The 21,851-nt window shown below is 67.4% G+C and carries 20 protein-coding genes; 18 read left to right on the plus strand and 2 right to left on the minus strand.

Going from position 1 to position 21,851, the window contains the following annotated elements; all coding sequences use genetic code 11:
* Positions 1-117: 117 nt before the first annotated feature.
* From DIE06_RS21735 to DIE06_RS21755, 5 genes are all read left to right on the plus strand, one after another.
* On the plus strand, positions 118-363 hold the full coding sequence (locus DIE06_RS21735) for a DUF4148 domain-containing protein (RefSeq protein ID WP_124663110.1): 246 nt from the start codon (positions 118-120) through the stop codon (positions 361-363).
* Between the two features lie 46 nt (positions 364-409).
* Complete coding sequence (locus DIE06_RS21740) at positions 410-826, plus strand: organic hydroperoxide resistance protein (RefSeq protein WP_124663111.1); 417 nt, start codon at positions 410-412, stop codon at positions 824-826.
* A gap of 57 nt (positions 827-883) precedes the next feature.
* Positions 884-1,729 carry a CPBP family intramembrane glutamic endopeptidase gene (locus DIE06_RS21745; RefSeq protein ID WP_124663112.1) on the plus strand — a complete coding sequence of 282 codons (846 nt, stop codon included), beginning with the start codon at positions 884-886 and terminating at the stop codon, positions 1,727-1,729.
* Positions 1,730-1,931: 202 nt separating this feature from the next.
* A complete protein-coding gene (locus DIE06_RS21750) occupies positions 1,932-2,480 on the plus strand; it encodes an RNA polymerase sigma factor (RefSeq protein WP_124663113.1) in 549 nt (182 codons plus the stop codon).
* Complete coding sequence (locus DIE06_RS21755; RefSeq protein WP_124663114.1) at positions 2,477-3,388, plus strand: zf-HC2 domain-containing protein; 912 nt, start codon at positions 2,477-2,479, stop codon at positions 3,386-3,388. The genes DIE06_RS21750 and DIE06_RS21755 overlap by 4 nt, the downstream gene beginning before the upstream one ends.
* A gap of 51 nt (positions 3,389-3,439) precedes the next feature.
* Here the strand turns inward: DIE06_RS21755 and DIE06_RS21760 are convergent, their stop codons facing one another.
* Positions 3,440-5,680 carry a hypothetical protein gene (locus DIE06_RS21760; RefSeq protein ID WP_124663115.1) on the minus strand — a complete coding sequence of 747 codons (2,241 nt, stop codon included), beginning with the start codon at positions 5,678-5,680 and terminating at the stop codon, positions 3,440-3,442.
* 333 nt (positions 5,681-6,013) lie between these two features.
* Here DIE06_RS21760 and DIE06_RS38385 point away from each other — a divergent pair, with 333 nt between their 5' ends.
* Positions 6,014-6,184: a hypothetical protein gene (locus DIE06_RS38385; protein WP_185733441.1), complete on the plus strand. Its 171-nt coding sequence runs from the start codon at positions 6,014-6,016 to the stop codon at positions 6,182-6,184.
* 115 nt (positions 6,185-6,299) lie between these two features.
* On the opposite strand, the gene DIE06_RS21765 is transcribed toward DIE06_RS38385, so the two are convergent.
* Positions 6,300-7,400: a type IV pilus twitching motility protein PilT gene (locus DIE06_RS21765; RefSeq protein ID WP_124663116.1), complete on the minus strand. Its 1,101-nt coding sequence runs from the start codon at positions 7,398-7,400 to the stop codon at positions 6,300-6,302.
* Positions 7,401-7,553: 153 nt separating this feature from the next.
* On the opposite strand from DIE06_RS21765, the gene DIE06_RS21770 reads away from it, so the two are divergent.
* The 12 genes from DIE06_RS21770 (at position 7,554) to DIE06_RS21825 (ending at position 21,828) form a co-directional block, all read left to right on the plus strand.
* Positions 7,554-8,045, plus strand: coding sequence for a toxin co-regulated pilus biosynthesis Q family protein (locus DIE06_RS21770; protein WP_260433678.1), 492 nt, complete (start codon positions 7,554-7,556; stop codon positions 8,043-8,045).
* Positions 8,045-9,748: a PilN family type IVB pilus formation outer membrane protein gene (locus DIE06_RS21775; RefSeq protein WP_124663118.1), complete on the plus strand. Its 1,704-nt coding sequence runs from the start codon at positions 8,045-8,047 to the stop codon at positions 9,746-9,748. Before DIE06_RS21770 ends, DIE06_RS21775 begins: the two co-directional genes overlap by 1 nt.
* Before the next feature lie 27 nt (positions 9,749-9,775).
* Positions 9,776-11,074 (plus strand): type 4b pilus protein PilO2, encoded by a 1,299-nt coding sequence (pilO2, locus tag DIE06_RS21780; RefSeq protein ID WP_124663119.1) that lies wholly within the window; start codon positions 9,776-9,778, stop codon positions 11,072-11,074.
* Positions 11,075-11,084: 10 nt separating this feature from the next.
* Complete coding sequence (pilP, locus tag DIE06_RS21785) at positions 11,085-11,663, plus strand: type IV pilus biogenesis protein PilP (protein WP_185733442.1); 579 nt, start codon at positions 11,085-11,087, stop codon at positions 11,661-11,663.
* A 4-nt stretch (positions 11,664-11,667) separates the two neighbouring features.
* On the plus strand, positions 11,668-13,266 hold the full coding sequence (locus DIE06_RS21790; protein WP_124663121.1) for a GspE/PulE family protein: 1,599 nt from the start codon (positions 11,668-11,670) through the stop codon (positions 13,264-13,266).
* Positions 13,256-14,332, plus strand: coding sequence for a type II secretion system F family protein (locus DIE06_RS21795; RefSeq protein WP_124663122.1), 1,077 nt, complete (start codon positions 13,256-13,258; stop codon positions 14,330-14,332). Before DIE06_RS21790 ends, DIE06_RS21795 begins: the two co-directional genes overlap by 11 nt.
* 29 nt (positions 14,333-14,361) lie before the next feature.
* Positions 14,362-14,925, plus strand: a complete 564-nt coding sequence (locus DIE06_RS21800) for a type 4 pilus major pilin (protein ID WP_124663123.1) — start codon at positions 14,362-14,364, stop codon at positions 14,923-14,925.
* Positions 14,926-15,050: 125 nt separating this feature from the next.
* Positions 15,051-15,527: a type IV pilus biogenesis protein PilM gene (gene pilM / locus DIE06_RS21805; protein ID WP_124663124.1), complete on the plus strand. Its 477-nt coding sequence runs from the start codon at positions 15,051-15,053 to the stop codon at positions 15,525-15,527.
* Positions 15,524-17,155: a prepilin-type N-terminal cleavage/methylation domain-containing protein gene (locus DIE06_RS21810; RefSeq protein WP_260433684.1), complete on the plus strand. Its 1,632-nt coding sequence runs from the start codon at positions 15,524-15,526 to the stop codon at positions 17,153-17,155. The genes pilM and DIE06_RS21810 overlap by 4 nt, the downstream gene beginning before the upstream one ends.
* A 170-nt stretch (positions 17,156-17,325) precedes the next feature.
* A complete protein-coding gene (gene sctC / locus DIE06_RS21815) occupies positions 17,326-19,107 on the plus strand; it encodes a type III secretion system outer membrane ring subunit SctC (protein WP_124663125.1) in 1,782 nt (593 codons plus the stop codon).
* Positions 19,108-19,142: 35 nt separating this feature from the next.
* A complete protein-coding gene (locus DIE06_RS21820) occupies positions 19,143-20,378 on the plus strand; it encodes a HAMP domain-containing sensor histidine kinase (RefSeq protein WP_124663126.1) in 1,236 nt (411 codons plus the stop codon).
* Positions 20,371-21,828: a hypothetical protein gene (locus DIE06_RS21825; RefSeq protein WP_185733443.1), complete on the plus strand. Its 1,458-nt coding sequence runs from the start codon at positions 20,371-20,373 to the stop codon at positions 21,826-21,828. The genes DIE06_RS21820 and DIE06_RS21825 overlap by 8 nt, the downstream gene beginning before the upstream one ends.
* Positions 21,829-21,851: the final 23 nt, after the last annotated feature.

The following is a 21,851-nucleotide window of genomic DNA, read 5'->3' on the forward strand; positions in this document are numbered from 1 at the left end:
ATTTAATGGATCTCACCGATCGAGTCCGATCAGGGTGCTCGAGACGGCTTCGCGAGATCAGCGACCGCCGAGCGCCTCGACAGATTCGCAACAGCCGAATTTATCCAGGAGAACGACATGAAAGTAAAGACGATCGCTTTGGTTTTCGCGGCGTGCGCCGCCGTTGCAGCCACCACTTCCGCTTTTGCAAGCAGCGCCGTCGACACGAGCATCAACGACCAGACCGTCGGGCAGGCGAGCCAATGGGCGACGGGCGGCAAGGCGCCGAAGGGCAAGACGCGCGCCCAGGTTCGCGCGGAACTGGTGCAGGCGGAGAAAGACGGCCAGCTCGCGGCGCTCGAACAGCTCTACCGCGGCAGTTGATCGCCGGCCTCGCCATTCATCCATCCTGTTCAACTCGGTACCGACCATGAACCACGAAACGAAAATTCTGTACACCGGCGAAGTTCGCACCACCGGCGGCCGCGACGGCGCCGCGCACAGCGCGGACGGCCGCCTGGATGTGAGGCTCTCCGCTCCCGGCTCGGCCGCGCCCGGCACGAATCCCGAGCAGCTGCTGGCCGCGGGCTGGTCGGCCTGCTTCATCGGCGCGATGGGCCTGGCCGCGCAAAAGCTGAAGGTTTCGCTGCCGCGCGACACGCATGTCGATGCGCAGATCGATCTGGCCACGAACGACGGCGCGTACTTCCTGCAGGCACGGCTGAACGTCAGCGTGCCGGGCGTCGACGCCGATGTCGCGCAGGCGCTGGTCGATGCGGCGCACCAGACGTGTCCGTATTCGAAGGCGACGCGCGGCAACATCGACGTGGTCGTCACGGTGGTCTGATACGCGTGCGGCGCTCGACGCGATCGACGCGCCGTTGGCAACTCTCCGGAAGGTGCAATGACCGCATTGACGTGGTGTGCGATTTTTCTTGCCGCACTGACGGCGATCTCGAGGATGCCGCGCGGGCTCACGCTGAGCCTGCTCGCCATCGGCTATGCGATCGCGTTCGCGTCGCGGCAGTTGCAGCCGATCGCGCTCGTGCCGATTGCACTGCTGGTCGGCACCGGCGTGCTGTTGCAGCGGAATCTGCCGTTCGCCGGCGAGGTCGTGTGCAACGTCGTCTTCTGCGTCGTTGCGGTCGGACTGTTTCAGCACTGGCTGCCGGGTTTCGACAATCTCAGGGTGATTCATGCGGCACGCCTGACGCCGGATGCGGCGCCGTACACGATGTATCTGAACTTCGACAAGCCGCTGATCGCGTTCTGGCTGGTGCTGGTCTACCCATGGGTTCTGCCGGAGAAGCCGCTGTCGACACGTGTGATCGCGGCGATCGCCGCGTGCGCGGCGACATCGGCGGTCTGCTTCTCGATTGCCTGGTGGGCCGGGTTGATTGCGTGGGCGCCGAAGTGGCCGCATTTCGCATGGCTGTGGGTGCTCGACAACCTGCTGTTGGTCGCGTTCGCGGAAGAAGCGTTTTTCCGCGGCTATGTCCAGGCCGGCGCGACGCGGTTGATGCGTGCGCAACCGAATGCCGGCTGGCTGGCGCTTGTCGCAGGCACCGTGCTGTTCGGCCTTGCGCATTACCAGGGCGGTGCGCTGCTGGTTCTGCTGGCCGGCCTGTCCGGCATCGGTTACGGGCTCGCCAGTAGCGCCGGCGGCCTGCAATCGGCCGTGCTCGCGCACTTCGGCGTCAATCTGGTGCAGTTCGGGTTGCTGACCTATCCATTCATCGCCCGTGCGTGAGCGAACGCGCGCTCTGGCACGAGGACCTGTGATCCGGCAGTTCGGGTAATACGCGACGGCGGATGGAATATCTGCGCCGTCCAGCTGTTTACGTGGACTGCAGGGGTGTTGCCCGCCTAATTTCGCCTAAACCCATGGATACACGTCAGATACTGCAGTTCGTCAACGTCGGCTTGGTTGCACCGCGGGAGGATCGACGTAGATGACCGCAGCCGAACTGTCCGCCATGCTCCCCGCGATGCTGCCGCGCCTCTGGGCCTTCGCGCTGCGAATCTCCGGCGACCGGCACGACGCCGAGGATCTCGTGCAGGGCGCGTGCGTCCGTGCGCTCGAACGAGCGCATCAGCTACGAGCGGGAACCGCGCCGCTCAGCTGGATGTTCTCGATCGTGCAATCCACCTGGCTCAATGAACTCCGCGCACGCAGCGTGCGTCGGCGCTCGGGCATGGACTGGGACGACGACCTGCTCGAAACCATCGCCGATCCCACCGCGCCGACCCTGGAGCAGCAGGCGCTGGATGCGCAGATCGTCAGGGCGGTGCAGCAGCTGCCCGAAGCGCAGCGCGTGGTCATGTTGCTGGTGGCGGTGGAGGGGCTCAGCTATGGCGAAGCGGCCGAGGCGCTCGGCGTACCCATCGGGACGATCATGAGCCGGCTTTCGCGTGCCCGTCAGACGATCGGCGCCCTGTTCAGCGATGGAAAGGAACGACCCATGAAGGGCGCAGCGAAGAGTGAGGATCAGGGGGCATGAAAATGGACGACATCCTGCTCATGGCATACGTGGATGGCGAACTCACGTCGCGCGAGCGAGAGGAAGTCGACAGGGCGATCGACACGTCGGCCGATATCGCCAGGCGGGTTGCCCTGTTCGAAGCATCGGTGTTGCCCTATCAGTATGCGTTCCAGCGCCAGGAATGGCCGCCGCTGCCGCAGAGCCTGGTCAGCAAGGTCGCTGAAATCGCGCGGGCGTATACCGGGCCTTCGGTGCCGTCCGCGGGCGGCGGCGCGCGTCGCGCGGAGGCGCCGGCGCCGCGGCCCGACGCGCGCGCGCCATCGTCCGCGCCGGTTCGCTCGCGCGTTCGCACGATGGTGCCGTGGCTCGCGGCCGCATTCGTCGCGGGCGCGTTCTGCGGCGGCGCCGTCCTGCACTTCGCGCCGCAGGATGCGCTGATGACCGCGCGAACGCAGATGTCCCCGTGGATCATGGCGGCCGTGAACTATCAACGGCTCTATACGCGCGACACGGTTGCTTTCGATTCGTCGAATCTTGCGACCGCGGCGCATATGGTTGAAAACATTCGCCGCGACGACGGGCTGCGGATCCGCATTCCGGACCTGCGCTCGGTCGGGCTGACCTTCAAGCGCATACAGCGGCTGAATTTCAATCACAAACCGCTGGTGCAGATCGTCTATCTCCCCGAAAAAGGCCTGCCCGTGGCGCTGTGCGTGATGAAGGACGAGCGGCCCGACACGGCGCTCGCCCGACAACAGGTCGGCAGCATGGAGGTCGTGACGTGGCGCCGTGCCAGTGTCACCTATGCGCTGATCGCCGCGCCCGGCGACACCGACCTCGGCGCGATCGGCAAGCGGATCGCCGACAACGGCATGGAAGAAATGCTCGGACAGTTGCAGCAGGCCGGCCCGGCGATCGCGAGCTGAGCGTTCGCGGCGGCGACACCGTGCGCGCGTCGCGACCGGCATGCCGATGCGTCACGGTTCGCGGGGGGCGTCAGGCGTCGGCGCGAGCAGCCGGTTGACGCTGGCGGCCATTTGCCGCGCCTGTGGCTGAAGTTCCGCGACGACCTGGCTGGCATCCGCGATTGCGCGCCGGCTTGCGATGGAATTGCCGATCCATTCGATCGGCGCCCCCACGCCGCGTAGCGTCTGCTCGCCGAAACTCATTGCGCCATCGTCCGGACTGGCCTCGCGTCGGCGATTCTTGATATTGGTCACCATCCCCTGGGTCGACGCCGCGATGAACCCGATCAGCGCGCTCGCGAGCGCAAGCACCAACTGAAATTGGAGCGGGATGTGGTCGCTGCCCTTCAGCGCCGCGGAGACGACGCGCCCGCCGGCCAGCGCGCCCGCGCTTCCCGCCACGCCGAGGGTAAAGGTCTGGCCGAGGCGCTGCGACACTTGCGACGTGAACTCGAGGGGTTTCGTGAGCTTGGCGACCGCTTCTTCCCACGCGAACGCATGCGAGCCATTCAGCGCATCGCCCAGTAGTGCGCGCGTGTCCTCGTGCAGGTTGTCCGTCACGATCAGGCGGCGAAGATTGCCGACATCCCGCTCGTATGCGGCGATGGTGGCGTCGAGCTCGGGAATGCGCGTGCCTCGCCCCTCCTCGAGTTCCTCGGGCGTGACCGGGCGCGTCTGCTGCATCTGCGGTTCGTTTCGACGTTCGTTCCGCAGCTTCGACAGCCTGGCGTCGAGGCGGTCGGCCACGCGCTGCACGATGTTCGCTTCCGCCGACACGACCATGTTCCGGCATTTCTCGATGCTGAGATCGGCCGCCGTGATGGTTCCGCATCGATGGAGAATATCTGCCTTCCCATCCTCGAACAGATCGGCGTGCAGCATGTTGAGCTTGTGCTCGAGCTTCAGCCCGTTGACTTCGTCCCTCGCTGCAGCGAAGTGCTGGGCAATCAGCGCCGTCGCGGCAATGAACACCGATACCCCTGTCACGCCGTACCGGGAAGCCTTGTAAGGAAAGACCTTGCCGACCCAGGAGTCCGCCACGTCGACACCGGGCTTGCGGATGAACGGCGCGACGATGCCGCTGCCCGAGCGAACGGTGCGGGGAGCGATCTGCCAGTGGGTGGATTCCCGCTGGCGTTCGTGCGCGCCGTCGAGCGCCTGCATTTGATCCGTCAACGTACAGAGCGTGACGAACTGCGCGAGGTGTTCCTTGCACGTGTTCGAGAGCGCATCCTTTTCGGCATTCGACAGGCTGCACGCGTCGATTTTCGCCGGATCGATCGTCCCGTCCGCCGCGACCAGACCATGACGGGCGAACAGTGCGGCCACGGCGGCTTCGCTCTTTCGCACGGACTCCATGCCGGCATCGATCTTCTGCTTGATCTTCGCCTGTGTCGTACTCGAGTTGACGGTGGTCTTGTCCAGCTTGATTTCGCCGTGGTTCAGCCGCCGGCGATAGTCGATCGATCCAATGACGAGCGATTGGACCGGAGCCGTAACGAGCGGCTGAAATGCGGCCAGCAGAAGACTGGCGATCACGGAGTGCCACGGGTTGCGCGCATGGGCGAACGCCAGCGGCGTCGCGATATAGCTGACGATGTTGAAGATCGTGCTGCTGGAAGGGATCTGCAATCCGGCCCGGTATGCGGCGCTTTCCATTCCACGAACCTGATCCGGCGTGACGGACAACGCGGTGTACCACTCCTGAAGCGTTTCATCGGAGATATGGCGGACGAGTTCCTTGTGACTCGATGGCGAGTTCGGGTCGCTTCGGTGAAGCGGGTTGAATCGAACCGTCTGCAGGACGCGCGCGAGCGCTTCCCGATCGACGTCGCGATTCTTCTGCCGGTCGAGCGCCCGCTGCAACCGCGGCAGATCGACCGGCGTCGCGCGAGCGGCCGCGGGGCTGTCGAGCTCGTCGATGTCGTGGGCGTACGTACCGGGCATCGATACGAGCTCGCCCGACGGGCGGGTATGCGCCGCATCGACGGTGCCGGAGGCGTGGCGCGCGTCGGAAGCAGTCGAAGCGGGCACGCTCGTTCGCCGGCCAGACTTCGCAGAGGGCGCCGGCGACGACGCGCGTTGCGACAACCCCGCGAGAGGCGTGGCGACACCCGAGGTGGGCGGTGAACCTTTTGGCGAGCTTGTCGGCGAACTTTTGGCGGGCCGGGCGCCGTTATCGGCGTGCGTGTCCGTGGGCGAGGCGAGACGATCGAGCTCGATCGACGAATGGGCGGGCGATATGGCGGTCATGGTCGGGTTGGATCAATTCGATATGCGTAGCGAATAGGCGAACGATTCGAATCGATCGTATTGATCGAATGTGACACCCCGGAAAAACACGGCAGAAGTGGCGTTCGACGATCCGAACTGTGATGGCCGCGATTGCACAGGATATCGACCAGACCGCGGGCGATCACGACGGCGACGCGAAAGCGCTCCATCGTGCGGCGCTCGGCATGCGGGACGCGTCCATCGCGGGAGACACAAGCCAGGTGAGTCCGCACCTCGGCAAGCAGATACAGCTCGTGCTGCGCGCTTGCGGCAGGATCGCGGAGATGACGTCGCATACGTTGGGCGAACGCCGTGGAGCGCGCGCTCGCCGGCGCATCATCGATGCGTGTCGCGGATCTCACCGAACCGCTGCGCGCGCTCGGCGATCTGCTGCATCGGTCCGTATTTGTCAATGGCCGCCGCACGCCGGCGGCGAGCGCCGCGGGCGCCAGCCTGGACGAAGCGGGCACCGACGCGCTCTAGCGTCACCGCGGGCACGGCTAGCATAGCGGCCCGCGACGGTTGTCGGGCAGCGCGCCGGAATGTAACAGATTGTCAAACAATAAAAATCCGGCGCACGCGAAAGGCGAGAATCGCTTCACCGATTCATGGACGACTGAAGTTGCTCGTGCAGCTCCATGCGCTGATAGGCGGCGCGTAGCGCGTCGCGCACCGAGATCGCATCTTTCGCGACGAGTTGCGCGAGATGATCGTTGAGCGAGCGCGACATGTTGTCTTCCTTGCGTCGGAGGAAGTCGGCGAGAAACACCATCTTCGCCGGATCGACGAGCAAGGCGCTGATCTGCTGGTTGTGATTGAACAGCAGCTCGCTCGCCAGCACGAACTGGCTGCCGTCTTCGCTCGGTATCAGGCATTGGCAGATTACGCCGATCAACGAGCCGGCGAGCGATGCGGCGTAGCGCTCGCGTTGCTCCGGCGGGAAGAAGGACAGCAGGCGCGTCAACGTATTGAGCGCGCTGCTGGTATGCATGGTGGCGAAGACGAGGTGGCCCGATTCACCGGCTTGCAGAACGGCTTCGGCCGTGTCGCTGTCGCGGATCTCGCCGACCATGATCACGTCGGGCCGCTGCCGCATCACTTCGCGCATGCCGGACGAGAAGCTCGGCGTGTCGGTCGGAACTTCGCGCTGCGAAATGATTGCCTGATTGCTTTCGAGTCCGTATTCGATCGGCTGTTCGATCGTGACGATATGGCAGTTGCGCGTGCGGTTCAGATGGTCGAGCAGCGACGCGATGGTCGTGGTCTTGCCGGAGCCGGTGGGGCCCGTAATCAACACGATTCCCCGGGTGCTGTCGAGCATGGTGCGGATATAGGCCGGCAGGCCGAGCTTGTCGAGCGGCAGCGGTTCGAGCGGCAGGCGGCGGATCGAAATGACGGTCTTGCGTCCGGACGACGTGCGAAACACGTGGCAACGAAGCCGGCAGCGTGTCAGCACGAACGGCCGGTCGAGCGCGCCCTCGGCAAGGCGTGTGTCCCATTGTTCGTCGATCGACGCGAGCAGCGGCGCCATCTCGTCGATCAGCACCGGGCCGCCGGGCGCCTCTTCCCAGCCGCGCGGCGTCTTGATCATGATCGGACGATCCTGTTCGATGTGGAGGTCGGTGAATACCTGGTTCTCGTCCACGAGACGAAGAATTTCGCGGATCAGGTCGCGCAGCTCGTTGGGAAGCGATGTCATGGCAAGAGTCGGATCGACAAGGTAACGAGGGTGTCATCGTGTCAGCCCGCCGGCCGGATGTCCAGTGTCATGCCGATGCGGGCGCAGGGCAGGCAAGCGGCGACGCATGCGAATGCGCATCGCCATCGTGATGAGGTCAGGAACGCAATGCGCATGGTCGTGGCTCGTATGGTGTTGCTGTCGGCGCTCGGCGCCGCGTGGTCGTCCTGCGCATCCGCGGCGCACGTCGCGCTGCCTGATGCAGGCGACGCACGTGACGCGCGCGACGCGCAAGGGACGCTCGCGCCCATGTCGGCCGCGACGGTGCCGGACGCACGGGCCGGCGCATCGCCGACGCTCGCGAATGAGCCGGATGCGCCGCGCGCCGCGCAGCCGGAGCGGGACACGCGGCGGACGTGGCGGATCGAGCTGTCTGACCGCACGATGCGCAGCGCGCTCGCGCGATGGGCGCAGGCAGCCGGCTGGCAACTCGTGTGGGAAGCGCCCGCGGATTTCGGCATCGACGCGGAGGCGAGCGTGACCGGCACGTTCGACGATGCGTTGCGCTCGGTCGTCGGCGCGCTCGCGCACTCGAATGCGCCGATCCAGGCCATTCTCTATCGCGGCAACAAGGTTCTTCGGATCGTTTCAAAAGGAGCGGGTTGATGCGGGGTTCGGTGCTGGCATACGCGTTCGCTGCGGTCCTTCTGGCAGGCTGCACGGGGCTTCCGCAACATCTCGCGAATGCGATCGATCGCGATCATGCGCGCACGCAACGCGTGCTCGCCGATACACGCGATGGCCGTGCGCAGGTCGCGGAGTCATCCGACGGCGTGATCGTCAGCGACGGGATCTGGCTGTCCGGCACACCGATGCAACTGGCGCGCGAAGGCGCGCTGCCGACCGTGTTCTCGCAACCGGCGACCTTCGATCGGGAGGTCGGCTCGCTCCGCGAATTCGCGGAGCACGTGTCGCGTCTTTCGCATATCGCGACGCGGGTCGCGCCCGACGCGGCGGCCGGCACGCAGCCCGCGCCCGCAGCCGCGCCGTCGGTGCCGGTGCTCGGGGCCTCGCCGCCGCCGCTGCCGACCGTGCCGGGCCTGTCGGGAGAGACCGGCGCGCGGCCGTGGGGCGCATCGCAGCGTACGCGCATCGTGTATCGCGACGGCGATCTGCGCGGCTTGCTCGACACGGCGGCGGCGCGCTTCGGCGTCTCGTGGAAATACGCGGACGGCGCGATCGAATTCTTCGTGACCGATACGAGGACGTTCCAGGTCAGCGCCATTCCGGGCGATGCCACCGTCAATGCCAACGTAGTGAGCGGTGCAAGCAGCGACGGGTCGAGTGCGCAGGCAGGCGGCTACGGGCAGGCGGGAACGGCCGCGACCGGCGCGGGCGCAGGTGCGGGCGGCGGCACGGGCAACGGGACGGCGACCGTCACCTCGAACAACACGGCGAACACCGTCGTGAACTCGCAGCTGTCGGTGTTCAACAGCCTGCGCGCGTCGATCCAGGCGATGCTGTCGCACTACGGTCACGTCGTGTCGTCGCCGGCGACGGGCTCGATTACCGTCACGGACACGCCGGACGTGCTGGATCGCGTCGCCGCGTTCATGCGCGCCCAGAATACGTCGCTGTCGAAGCAGGTGCTGATCAACGTCACGGTGCTTTCCGTCGCGCAATCCGCGCAGGACAGCTACGGAATCAACTGGACGGCGGTGTACCAGGCGCTCGGCACGGCCTTCACGATCACCAGCGTCTTTCCCACCACGGCCACCAATCCGGTGTCGCTCGCCGCGCAAGTGATCACGCCGAACAGCCGCGCGGCGGGCACGCAGGCGATCATCTCGGCGCTGTCGAGCCAGGGCAAGGTGCGGCGCAAGACGTCCGCGTCGATCACGACGCTGAACAACCAGCCCGTGCCGTTGCAGGTCGCGACGCAGCAGGGCTATCTCGCATCGGTGTCGACGACCAACACCGCGAACGTCGGCTCGTCCACCGCGCTGGTGCCCGGCACCGTCACGACGGGCTTCAACATGACGCTGTTGCCGCACATCCTCGAAAACAGCACGGTGCTGCTCCAGTTCTACACGAACATCTCGTCGCTGATCCAGCTCAGGACGGTGCCGGCGGGCAACGGCCAGTCGATTCAGGTGCCGGAGGTCGACACGCGCAATTTCCTGCAACGCGTGTCGATGAAGTCGGGCGAGACACTGATCCTGAGCGGCTATGAGGGCGTCAACGACGATCTGGCGCAACGGGGCGTCGGTGCGCCGCAGAACTATCTGCTGGGCGGCGGCTTCGACGGGTCGCGGCAGCGCGAAGCGATCGTGATCCTGATCACGCCGGTCGCGATGAACGGCTCCTGAACGGCGTCGCGCACACGGGAACCGGTAATGGCTACGAAAATCGTTCAGATCGGCCGGCAGCGTTTCGTATGCGGCTTGTTCTGGCAGTCGCTGTCGCGCCGCAGCGAACTGCGCAAGGAAGGCCACGAGCTCGCGAAGAAGCTCGACTTCGCGTTGATGGTGCTGCGCATCGACCGCGGCGTGGCGGCCGCCGGCTTTGCCAATCCGCACGACGGGGTGCAGGCTGGCGTCGCGTCGCTCGGCGTGATCGTGTCGAGAACGATCGCGCTGCAGGGTGCGTTCTATGACGGGCGCCAGCAAAGCGCACCCAACTGGCTCGGCGCATTTCGCTTGCCGGATGACCGCTGGGCGTACTTCGCCGTGCGTGACGGATCGTTTCTTCCGAACGGCGATTGGGTCGGCAGCCGCGACGAGGTGTTCGAGCGCCTGACGTCCGATTACTCGCTCGGCGGATGGAACGTCGTGATCGGCGACGACGAAATCGATGCGATGGGGTTTCACAACGTCTACCCGCGCCGCATCGAGGACCTGCTCGGCAAACGTCGCGGCGAGCGCGTTCATGTGCCCGGCTGGGCCCGCCTGCGGCCCGTCACGCATCGTGTGTCGCCGCGCACGCTGGGTCTCGCGGCGGCCGTGCTGGCGTGCGCCGGCGCCGCCGCATACGGCTGGCTCGCGCACCGGCAACACGTACTCGAAGCCGAGCGCGCGCGTGCGTTCGCCGCCGAGCGTGCGCGTCTCCAGCGGGCCGGCGCGCAGGCGACCGACGCGGCTGCGCAGGCGCGCCCGTGGGCCGGCGTCCCCGCGCCTTCGGAATTCGCGCGCACCTGTCTCGATCACTTCACCGAACTCGCACCGGGCGGCTGGGACCTCGAGCGATTCGTTTGCCAGGCGGGCAGCGTCACCTACCTGTGGTCGCGCAACGGCTCGACGGTTGCGCTGCTGCTTGCCGGAGAGCCGCAGGCCCGCATCGACGGCACGGGCGAACACGCGTCGCTCGTGCGCAACGTGCCGGTGCCCGCCGCGGCCGGTGACGATCCGCTGCTGACCCGCACGGATATCGATGCGCGGCTGATCGCCCGGTTTCAGCAATTCGAAATACCGCTTTCCCTCGCGCCCCTTCCCGACGAACCGCCGGGCGCGCGTTCGACATTTTCCCGGCCCGACCGACCGGGGCGTGCGTGGCATGCGTCGCGGCTGCAGGCGAACCTCGGCGTGATGCCGCCCGTCGTGCTCGCCGGCTATCTCGACGAACCGGGCGTGCGGCTCGACAAACTGACTTATCAGGCGGGCGCTTGGTCCGCGCAAGGAACCGTCTATGCCAGGTGACTTCAGGATCGTGCTCGGCGCCGCGGCGTTCGCCGGATGTCTCGTGCATGCCGCCGGCTGCCGCGCGGCCGCGGATGCGCCGCCATCGGCACCGCCGGTGCGCGAGGCGCCCGCATCCGAGCGGCGCACCGCCGACGAACTGATCCGTCTGCAGGAGCAAACCATGTTGCTGAAAGCCGAACTCAGGAAGCTCGACGTGCAGGCCCAGGTCGCCGAGCGTGCCGCGGCGTTGTCGCGCATCGGAAGCAATGGCCGTTTCCGGCCGGGGGATGACGGCGGCGCCGACGTGCCGCGCGTGATCGCGATCGAAGGGCTCGGACGAAATCTGTCGGCCACGCTGCAAGGCGCGGACGGCCAGCAGTTCGATGCCCGCGCCGGCGACATCCTGCCCGACGGGCTGCGGATCGTGTCGGTCAATGCCGGCGAGGTGATCGGCCGCAGGCGGGACCGGGTCGTGCATTTGCGGCCCGGCACAGCAGTGGGGGCGTCGACCGGCTCGTTGCCGCCGGCGAACGGCGGCCTGGGTGGCCTGGGTGGCCCGGGCGTGCCGGGCCTGCCGCCCGGCAATCCGGCACTGGCGAGGGAGTGACTCGATGCAACCCACGAACATCGGAACCGCGGCGGGCCCGGGCGACGTGCCCGCCGGGCGCCACGTCCGCGCCGCCTGCCCGTTGTCCGATGTCGGGCCGTGGGCGGCGAGCACCGAGGAGCGCAAGCTGCTGTGCCTGCTGGACGACGGCCGCCTGCTCGTCGCGGAGGGCCACGAGATGAGTCCGTTCGTGCTGTCGTACCGCGCGCGTCTGGACCGCCTGAACTTCGCGTATCGCGCGCACGCGGTCAGTCTCGATGAGGTGCGCCGTGCGTACGAAGGCATGCGCCGCGACGGCACGGCGGAACGGCTTGACCATACCGCCATGCAGGTCGTCGCGAAGGACCTCATCGCGCAGGCCTGCCGGGAACGTGCGTCCGACATCCATATACGCGTGAAGCAGTTCAGCACCGAGATCCTGTTCCGGATCCACAACGAGCTGGTGCGGGTCAGCGAGCAGCCCCGCGAGCACGGCACGCGCCTGCTTGCCACGTTGTATTCGGCGATGGCGAGCGTGTCGGACAACACGTACAAGCCGAGCGAGCGACAGGACGCCAGCATCGGCGAGCGCGACAAGCTTCCGGAGCAGCTGTTCGGCGTGCGCATCGCCACCGCGCCGACCAGCACCGGCAGCATCATGGTGCTGCGCCTGCTGTACAACGATGCCGGCGAATCGGCCGACCTCGAGCGGCTCGGCTTCACCGCGCTGCAAGCCGGCCAGATCCTGGCGCTGAGCCGATTGCCGCACGGCCTGACGATCTTCAGCGGACCGACCGGATCCGGCAAATCGACGACGCTGCAGCGCGTGCTGGCCGGCCTGATCAGCGAGAACAACGGCAGCACGCACGTGATCACGGTGGAGGATCCGGTCGAGTATCCGATCAACGGCGCGGTCCAGACGCCGGTCGTCAATGCGCCGACCGAGGAGTCGCGCTCGCTCGCGTTCGCCGCCGCGATCGCCAACGCGATGCGGCTCGACCCGGACACGATCATGATCGGCGAGGTACGCGATCGCGCGTCGGCGCAAGGCGTGCTGCGCGCGTCGATGACCGGCCACCAGGTATGGACCACGGTGCATGCGAGCGGTGTGCTCGCGATCGTCGATCGCCTCGTCGATCTCGGCCTGCCGCTGCGCATGGTGACCGACGAAACGCTGGTCACGGGGCTGGTGAGCCAGCGTCTCGTGAAGGTCACGTGTCCGCATTGCCGCGTGCGGTTTCGCGACAGCGCGGCCGCGCGCGACGCGGCGCTGGCCGCGCGCGTGCTGCGGGCGGTCGGGAGTGCGTATGACCAGGTCTGCGTGCAGGGCGACGGCTGCGTGCAGTGCGCCGGGCGCGGCACCGTCGGCCGCACCGTGGTGGCCGAAGTGGTGTGCACGGACGCGCGCTTCTTCGCGCTCCTGCGCGAAGGCGACAAGTCCGGCGCAACCGATTACTGGCTCAGGGAGTTGGGCGGTCAAACGCTCGTCGACCACGCACTGACCAAGGTCGCGGCCGGCCTGGTCGATCCGCGGGTGGCCGAGCGCGTGGTTGGTCCGCTCGTGCCGCGTGTCGAACCGGCACGGTTGCACGCGGCGGCCGGCGGAGGGACCCATGCGCGTTGACTTGAATCGCCGTTGGGCGCGCTTGCAGGCAGGCCCCGACGCGCGCCTCAGGGTGTACCGGAAGATCGAGAAGATGCTGTCGAATGGGCTGCCGCTGCTGAAAGTGCTGGAGGAGCTCGAACTGCGCGCGGCGCATGAAGGGCGCAAGCCGAACGAGCCGGCCGCGATCATGCTCGGCGAATGGCGCAAGGCGGTGCAGAACGGCGGCACGCTCGCAGAAGGGATGGAAGGCTGGGTGCCGCAGGCGGAGCGACTGGTCGTGATGGCCGGCGAGCAGTCCGGCCGCGTGGAAGCCGCGCTGCGTTCGCTGGTCGCGATCGTGGTGTCGCAGCGCCGCATCCGCGCGGCGATCGTGGGCGGCATCGCGTATCCCGTCGCGCTGTTCGGCATCACGCTCGTTTATCTGTATCTGTTCGGCGCGCACGTGATTCCGCAATTCGCCGCGATCGTGCCGCCGCAGCGCTGGCATGGCCCGGCCCACCTGCTGTACCTGTTGTCGAGCTTCACCACGCAGTGGCTCGGCTACGGCGTCGCCGGCCTGCTGGCCGGCATCGCGCTGCTGATCCATTCGATGCCGCACTGGTCGGGTCGGCTGCGCACCGCACTCGATCGCTATCCGCCTTACTCCGTCTATCGGCTGATGGTCGGCATCAGTTTTCTCACGGCGTTCGCGTCGTTGCAGGCGGCCGGCCTCACGGTCGAGAAATCGTTGATGCGGCTCTCGTCGCTCGCGAAGCCGTGGCTGCGCGACCGGATCGACGACACGTTGTTCGGCGTCAAGTCAGGCCTGAACGTCGGCGAGGCGATGAAGCTTACCGGCTATCGCTTTCCATCCGCCGAGATCGTCGACGACCTCTGCGTCTATGCGGAGTACAAGGGCTTCGCCGAAGCGCTGAAGACGATGGCGGACGAATGGATGGAAGCCGGCGTGGAGCGGATCGCCGCGCAGATGCGCGTGCTGAACGGCGCAGCCATCGTCTTGCTGGCGATGCTGCTGAGCGTACTGATCACCGGCTTTTTCGGCATTCAGCAGGAGATTGCTGCGATGACGAGATCGCTGCATTGAGGTTTGTTTCAACACGAGGCGAGGACGATATGAACCCATTCACGAACTCGAACACGACGGCCGCACCGAACGCGCGGACCGGGCGCTCCCGCGCATCGCAGCGCGGCGCGTCGCTGCTGGAGGCGATTTCGTATCTCGGGGTCGCGGCGATCGTGGTGATCGGTGCGATCGCGCTGCTGAACGGCGCATTCAACAGCGCGAGCACCAATGCGGTGAATGAGCAGGTGAGCGCGATCCAGAGCGGTGTGAAGAAGCTGTACATGGGGCAGCCTGGCGGATACGGAAACCTCGGCAATTCGGTGCTGGCGAGCGCGGGCGTCTTTCCGTCGACGCTCACGCCGTCCGGTGACCAGAACACCGTGACGAACACCTGGAACGGCGCCGTGGCCGTCGCCGGTGCCGGCAGCACCTTCACGATCACCTACGACAACGTGCCGCGCAGCGTGTGCGTGAATGCGGTCACCGCAGGCGGCAACTGGGTATCGATTGCCATCAACGGCAAGACCGAAACCGCGATGCCCGTGTCGCCCGATCTCGCGGCCACGGATTGCAGCTCGGATACGGCCAATACGATCGTATGGACGTCGACCTGACCGATGGCCTACCCATGTTCGCGCGGTGCCGCTCGTGGCCGGTGGTCCTGGCTGGAACGCCCGGGCGCGGCTCGCCGTGGCTTCGCGCCGCTGACGCTTGCGCGCGCAACCGGAGGGGCACGAACGTGATCGCGATCTGGGTCGCGCTCGTCTTCGGCGTGCTGGGCGGCATGTACGCGCTGATCGACGCCGATTACCAACCGGCGACGATGTCGGTATCCGGCTTCGCGCTGGCGCACAGCATGAGCACGTACCGCGACGCGGTGGTGCGCTACGCGCTCGATCATCCGGAATTCGAAGGGAGCGTGACCGACGCGGCGCTGCGACCGCTGCTGGCGCCGCAAACCATCGATCCGTTGTGGCACAACTACGTGGCGCCGAATGCGGACGCGCCGGGCAGTCTCGTCGTGATCTATGCAACGTCGGCGGCCGCGGTCCCTGCTGTGACGGCGATCGAGCGATTGTCGCGCGGTTCTGCGCTGGCCGGCGTCGCGCTCGACGGCATGGTGGTGTCGCGCGGCAACCCGGCCGTGCCGCTGCCTGCGGCGCTGTCCCGGGCCGTGCCGAGCGGCATGCCGGTGTGGATGGCACAGGCCTGGTGAACGTGATCCGACACGACATGAAGCGCGCGGCGAATCGACAACGCGGGTTCACGATCATCGAATTGCTGGCGACGCTCGCGATCGTGTCGGCGGTGACCGCCGGCATCATCGCGATGATCGGAACGTCGCTCGAGGATGCGCGCGGCCAGCAGACGGCCCACTACCAGTCGCAGCTTGCGCAGGCCGCCGCGCAGCTCATCGAGCAGAATGCGGTCGCGCTGGCGGCCGCCGTGACGCCCGACAAGCCCGTGGTGATCAAGCTGCGCGGTGCACCCTATCAGCTGGCGAGCTTTCTGCCCGACGGGGTGGGGGAGCAGAACGCATACGGACAGACGCCGTGCCTGCTGCTCTATGCATCGGCCGGCGGACAGCTGCAAGGCCTGCTCGTCACCGAAGGCGGCACGCCGGTTCCCGACGCGCAACTGGGCTACATCGCCGCGAACGCGGGGGCCGGCGGTGGCTCCATTCCGGCCGCCAACAACGGCACGGGTGCGGCGATCGGCGCGTATGGGTCCTGGCGCATCGCCGTGCCGAATCCCGCCAACGCGGCGTGTTCGTCGACCAAGACGGGCACCGGCCACCTGGCCAGCGAAATCTTTCCCGATACCGGAAACGGGCAGACCGCGGACTTTCTCTATCGCGTCGGCGTGCCCGGCAATCCGGCGGCGAATGCGATGCAGGTGCCGATCGTGCTCGCGCAACAGATCGACTACGCGCCGTGCACGGCGGCGGCCGGGGCGATCGCCGCCGACGCGGGCAGCAACGTGGTGACCTGCCGTAACGGTCAATGGGTGCCCGTCGGTTCGCGGCACTGGCGCGACCCCGTGGCGTCCGCGAGCGACCTCGGCGATACGTCGACGGTGCCCGATCCGCGCATCGGCGACGTCGCGATGACGACCAACACCGGGCGCGCCTACACGTTCAACGGCACCGCGTGGCAGGCGCTGGCGGTCGACGAGCAAGGCAATCTCGCTCTCGGCAACCAGCAGGCCCAGGGCAATGCGTGCACGCCGGACACGGCGAACACGACGCCCGTCACCACGGACGCCCAGGGCCGCGTGCTGTCCTGTCAGAACGGCATCTGGCAGACGCAATCCGAAATCCTGCCGGGCACCACCCTGACGGAATGCCAGATCATGATGGCGTCGCCCGGCGCGACCGACTATGCGAACTGCGCGGGCCCGCCGTCGGCCAACTATTACGCGCCGCCGTTCGCGTTCAATGGCACGAACGGCACGTTCACCTATTCGCGGATCATTCCCGTTCGATTGACGAAACCCGGCATCGTTTCGGTTTCCTCATGGGCGCATCTGAACGACAGCCTGTGCGGCCCCGCGCGCGGCGCACGCGCACAGGTGTCGCAGGATGTCGACGTGCTCGATGCGTCGAATCGCTCCGTCGCGCATACCGAAGCGCAGGGGCCGACGCTGGTGGACGATTCGGGTGGCATCAGCACGACCCTGAATCACGCGTTGCCGGCCGGCGATTACCAGATTGCGATCCTGACCAACTGGGCAACCTACAACGCACTGACGACGCCATGGACGAGTTCCTACTGCGGCGAACAGAACCAGACGATTCCGAACACGCCCGTCGTGGGTGGATGGAACGTGAACACGTATTACTGAGCGTACGAATCGTGTCGACGCGATTGCATCGAGGCGACGCAGTCCGCGTACCGCGAATTTCCCTCCACGGATCGGAACCTGCGCGGCGACGATGGCGATCGCGCGTTGACGCTGTGACGGCTGCCGCCAATCATGTGGTCAGAGTGATGCCACCCCTTACGACGCCGACCATGAAACGAATTCTCCATGTGATGCTGTTCGCCCTGTCGACACTGGCTTGCCTTGCTGCGTCGGCCGCGCCGGTGCGCTGGCAGACCGCGCAGATCGACTACTCCGCCGACGCCAAGGACATCAAGGAAGTCCTGCGCGACTTCTCCGCGAGCCAGAACATTCCCGCCGATATCTCGAAGGACATCACGGGCAGCGTGACCGGCAAGTTCCACATGACACCGCAGCGCTTCCTCGACACGTTGGCGTCGTCGTTCGGCTTCGTCTGGTATTTCGACGGCCAGGTGCTCGACATCGTGTTGCCGGAGGAGATGAAGAGCACGCTCGTCAAGCTCGATCACGCGGGCACGGCCGAGTTGCGCGACACGCTCGCGGCGATGCAGGTCGCGGATGCGCGCTTCAAGATCACCTACGACGACGCGCACGGCGCGGCGATCGTCAACGGTCCGCCGAACTACGTGAAGCTCGTGTCCGACGTCGCGGCACGGCTGGATTCGCGCACCTCGCATCGTGCCGGCACCGTCGTGCGCGTGTTCCGTCTCAAGCATGCGTGGTCGATGGACCGCTCGTTCAACGCGGACGGCGCGTCCTACACGTTGCCGGGCGTATCGACGGTCCTGAACAATATCTATCACCCGAACCAGGGGGCGGTCACGTCTCCGGCCGACCCGACCCGCAACGCCACGAACGTGTCGAACGTGCAGCGCCCGAACGCGCTGAACGACGTATCGGGCGGCGGCGCGGGCCAGGCGTTGATGCCGCCGCTGCCGGCCGGCGGGCAGGCCGGCGCCTATAACGGCGGCGCCGGCGGCAACGCGGCGGGCTTGCTGGCGGGCCTGACCGGCCGGCCGTCCGCACCGCTTGCCGGTGCTGCCGGCAAGGGCGGGTTGCCCGCGGTCGGCGGAATCGGACAGAAGGACGAGGATCTGCCGGTGATCCAGGCGGATCAGCGCACCAACTCCGTGTTGATCCGCGATACGCCCGACCGCATGTATCAGTATCCGGACCTGATCTCGCTGCTCGACGTGAAGCCGCGGCTGGTCGAGATCGAGGCGCACATCTTCGAGGTCGACGAAGGTGCGCTCGCGCAACTCGGCGTGAACTGGACCGCGCACAACAGCCATGTCGATCTGCAGACCGGTAGCGGGCTCGGCACGCAAAACACCTACAACGGCACGCTCGCACCGAACTTCGGCAATACGACGCTGGCCGGCGGCGTGACGGCGGCGGCCGCGCCGGCGGGCGCGGTACTGACCACCGTGATCGGCAACGCGGGCCGCTATCTGCTGGCCAACGTGTCGGCGCTCGAAGCCGACAAGAAGGCCAGGATCGAGGCGAGCCCGAAAGTCGCGACGCTCGACAACATCGAGGCCGACATGAACAACGAAACGCAGTTCTTCGTGCGCGTGTCCGGCTACACGTCGGCCAGCTTGTTCAGCGTGTCGACCGGCGTGTCGCTGCGCGTGCTGCCGATGGTGGTCGAGGAGAACGGCCGCCGGCAGATCAAGCTCGATGTCGCGATCCAGGACGGACAACTGAGCGGTCAGTCGGTCGACAACATTCCGGTGATCACCAGCAGCAACATCAACACGTCCGCATTCGTCAACGAAGGCGAGGCGCTGCTCGTGGCCGGCTACAAGACCGACAGTCGCACGCGCGGCCGCACCGGCGTGCCGCTGCTGTCGAAGATCCCGCTCATCGGCGGCCTGTTCCGCTATACCGATCGCGATGACAGTCACATGGAACGACTGTTCCTGCTGACGCCGCGGATCATCGACCTGTGAAGCGGGCCGCGGCGCATGAACCCGACGAGCACGACATGACGGCACCTTCGCATCCGGGCGCGGCGGCGGGCACGGACGCGCGCGGCATCGCCGGCGACGAGCTGGCGGCGCTGCTGGACAGCCAGCCGTGGGGAACGATCGCAGTCGATCGCGAGCGCCGCGTGCTGTTCGCGAGCACCGGCGCGGCGCGCCTGCTGCAACGGGAGATCGTGGTCGGCTCGTCGCTCGATGCGCTGCTGCGGGCATGCGGGATCGCCGACGCCGCCGAGCCGGCGCAGACGGAGGACGCCGGCCCGTCGGAAGACGCGGGCGGCCAGGGTGTCGAATTCCAGGTCGGCGACACCTGGATCTGGCTGGCGCGCAATCAGGCCAGCGGCGGCGGACGGATCGCGACGACCTTCGTCCTGGTGGACGTCACCGGGATGCGCCGCACGCTCGACCAGCGCATGGAGTCGCTGCGCTTCATGTCGCACGATCTGCGTTCGCCGCAGAACTCGATTCTCGCGATGACCCAGCTGCACGAGACCGATCCGGCCGCGTTCGACGCGTGCGGCGGGATGGCGCGGATCGGCGAGCTGGCCCGCTACGCGTTGTCGCTTGGCGATCAATTCATCTTCACGTCGGTGGAAAGCGGTTTGCAGCGTCGCGACCTCGCGCGCTTCGATTTGTGCGAAACCCTTCGCAGCGTGATCGCGCAACAGGATGTCGCGGCCGTCTATCGCGGCGTGCCGTTGCAACTGTGGATGGTGGAAGACGCGCGTATCTGGATGACGGGCGTGCGCACCTTCGTCGCGCGCGCGATGCAAAATCTCGTGGACAACGCGATCCGGGCTTCCACGCCGGGCAACGCCGTGACCGTGTCGGTGAATGCGGAGGACGGTTTCGCGGTCGTCACGATCGGCGACGCGGCGGGCGGCTTGCCGGGAATCGCCGCGCAGCGCGTGATGAGCGACTTCGAAGCACTGGCGGATCGCTCGTCGTCGGGGTCGGGGCTGGGTCTCAAGCTGACCTCCAGGATCGTGAATCTGCATGGCGGCACGCTGCTGGCCCGCGCCAACCCGCGCGCCGGGACGGATTTCGTCATGCGTCTGCCGTGCCTGTCCGCGCGACGCAATACCGGCCGGCTTCCCGGCGGGTTATCGACCGGCAGCGGCCTGAGCGCGCTCGAGCGCGCGGATGCGCTCGCGTACGCCGCGGCGCAAGCCGGCTCGCGAGAGGACCGCCGCGTTCAGGAACCGCCGCAGCGCCTCGAGCACGGCGGTGATGACTGACATGGTCCGCTTGCGGGAATGCGTGCGTCGATGGTGCCGCGTTTGTCGACCGTCATGGACCGCGTTCCTTCTGCGTGTCGCGCGAACGGCGGCGGTCGCGGCGACGGTCGCGCTGCTCTGCGTGTCGCTGCCCGGCACGCCGGCCTACGCGGGAAGCGCGGCGGCCGCCCCGTCTCGATCGGCATGTGCACGCCAGCCGCGACCCTCATGGCATCTCGCCCGGTTCCACTACGAGACGCCGGGGGCGAGCGTCGCCGATGCGCTGAGCGCGCTGTCCGACGCGGCCGGCGTACCGATTCTCGTCGACGGCCGCGTGTCGGGCCGCCTGGACGGACGTTTCGATGCGTCGCCTCAGGACTTCGTCGAACGGCTCGCGCGCAACCATGAACTGGACACGTACTTCGACGGCACCGTGCTGTACGTCAGCCCGCTGGGCGCGCGGCGCACGCTGACGCTGCGCCTGAACTTCGCGAAGCCCGCCGTGCTGCGCGCGTTGCTCACGAAGAGCGGTGCGGCCAGCCCGTGCTTCCCGCTCGTCAATGGCGCGGGCGGCGCGATCGTGACGGTTAACGGCCCACCCGCGTACCTCGAGCGCGTCGAGCGCGCCGCGCGGCAGGTCGACGGCAGCGCGAGACGGCGCGTGACGACGGCGGTGCGTGCCGTCGCGCTGCGGGTCGGCACGGCCGCCGATCGCGTTACCGTGGTCGACGGCCGGCAAATCACGGTGGAGGGGGTGGCGGCGCGCGCGCGATCGCAATTCGCGCCGGCCGATGCCGTCGCGCTGGGCGCGGTCGAATACGAGGCGCCGCTGCCCGTGGTGAGCGCCGATGCGCGCACGAACACCGTGCTCGTGCGCGATCGCCCCGAGCGGCTCGCCCGTGACCTGCGTGTGCTCGCCAGGCTGGATGTGCGACCGAAGCCGATTGTCGTCGACACGTTGATGGCCGATGTCGCGGCGTTCGATCTGGCGCGTCTGCCACTCGGGAAATCGCTCAGTGCGATCGGCATCGCGTCGAACAGTGCGGCCATGCTCGTGGCCGATGGCGACGCGCTGCGGCGCGGCATCGGCCAGTTGAGCGCCGCGCAGCGCGCGCGCATCGAACTGGATCAGTCGCTCGCGACCTACGACGGCGCGGCCGTTGCGTTCCGGGAGCGCGCCGGTACGCCGTTCGTGGCGGAAAACGCGGCGCTCACACGCGATGATTCGTTGCGCGCCGCGCGAGCCGCGGCGGATCTGTCGCTCGTCGTCGTGCCGTCGTCGGGCGCGAACGCCGCACGGCCGGAAACGACGCTTGCCGTCGAATGGCGGGTGCGCGACGACGTTCAGGCAGCCCGGATGACGCTGGCCCCCACGCAAGGCATCGTCATGCTCGAGCCGACGGACGCGCAGCGCACGCGGATCGTGCTGCTGGTGCCGCGGCAGGTCGATCAGCATCAGGCCGGCCGATGACACACCAATATTGTCGGGTGCCC

Source organism: Burkholderia sp. Bp8998 (assembly GCF_003854235.1).
Classification (GTDB): domain Bacteria; phylum Pseudomonadota; class Gammaproteobacteria; order Burkholderiales; family Burkholderiaceae; genus Burkholderia.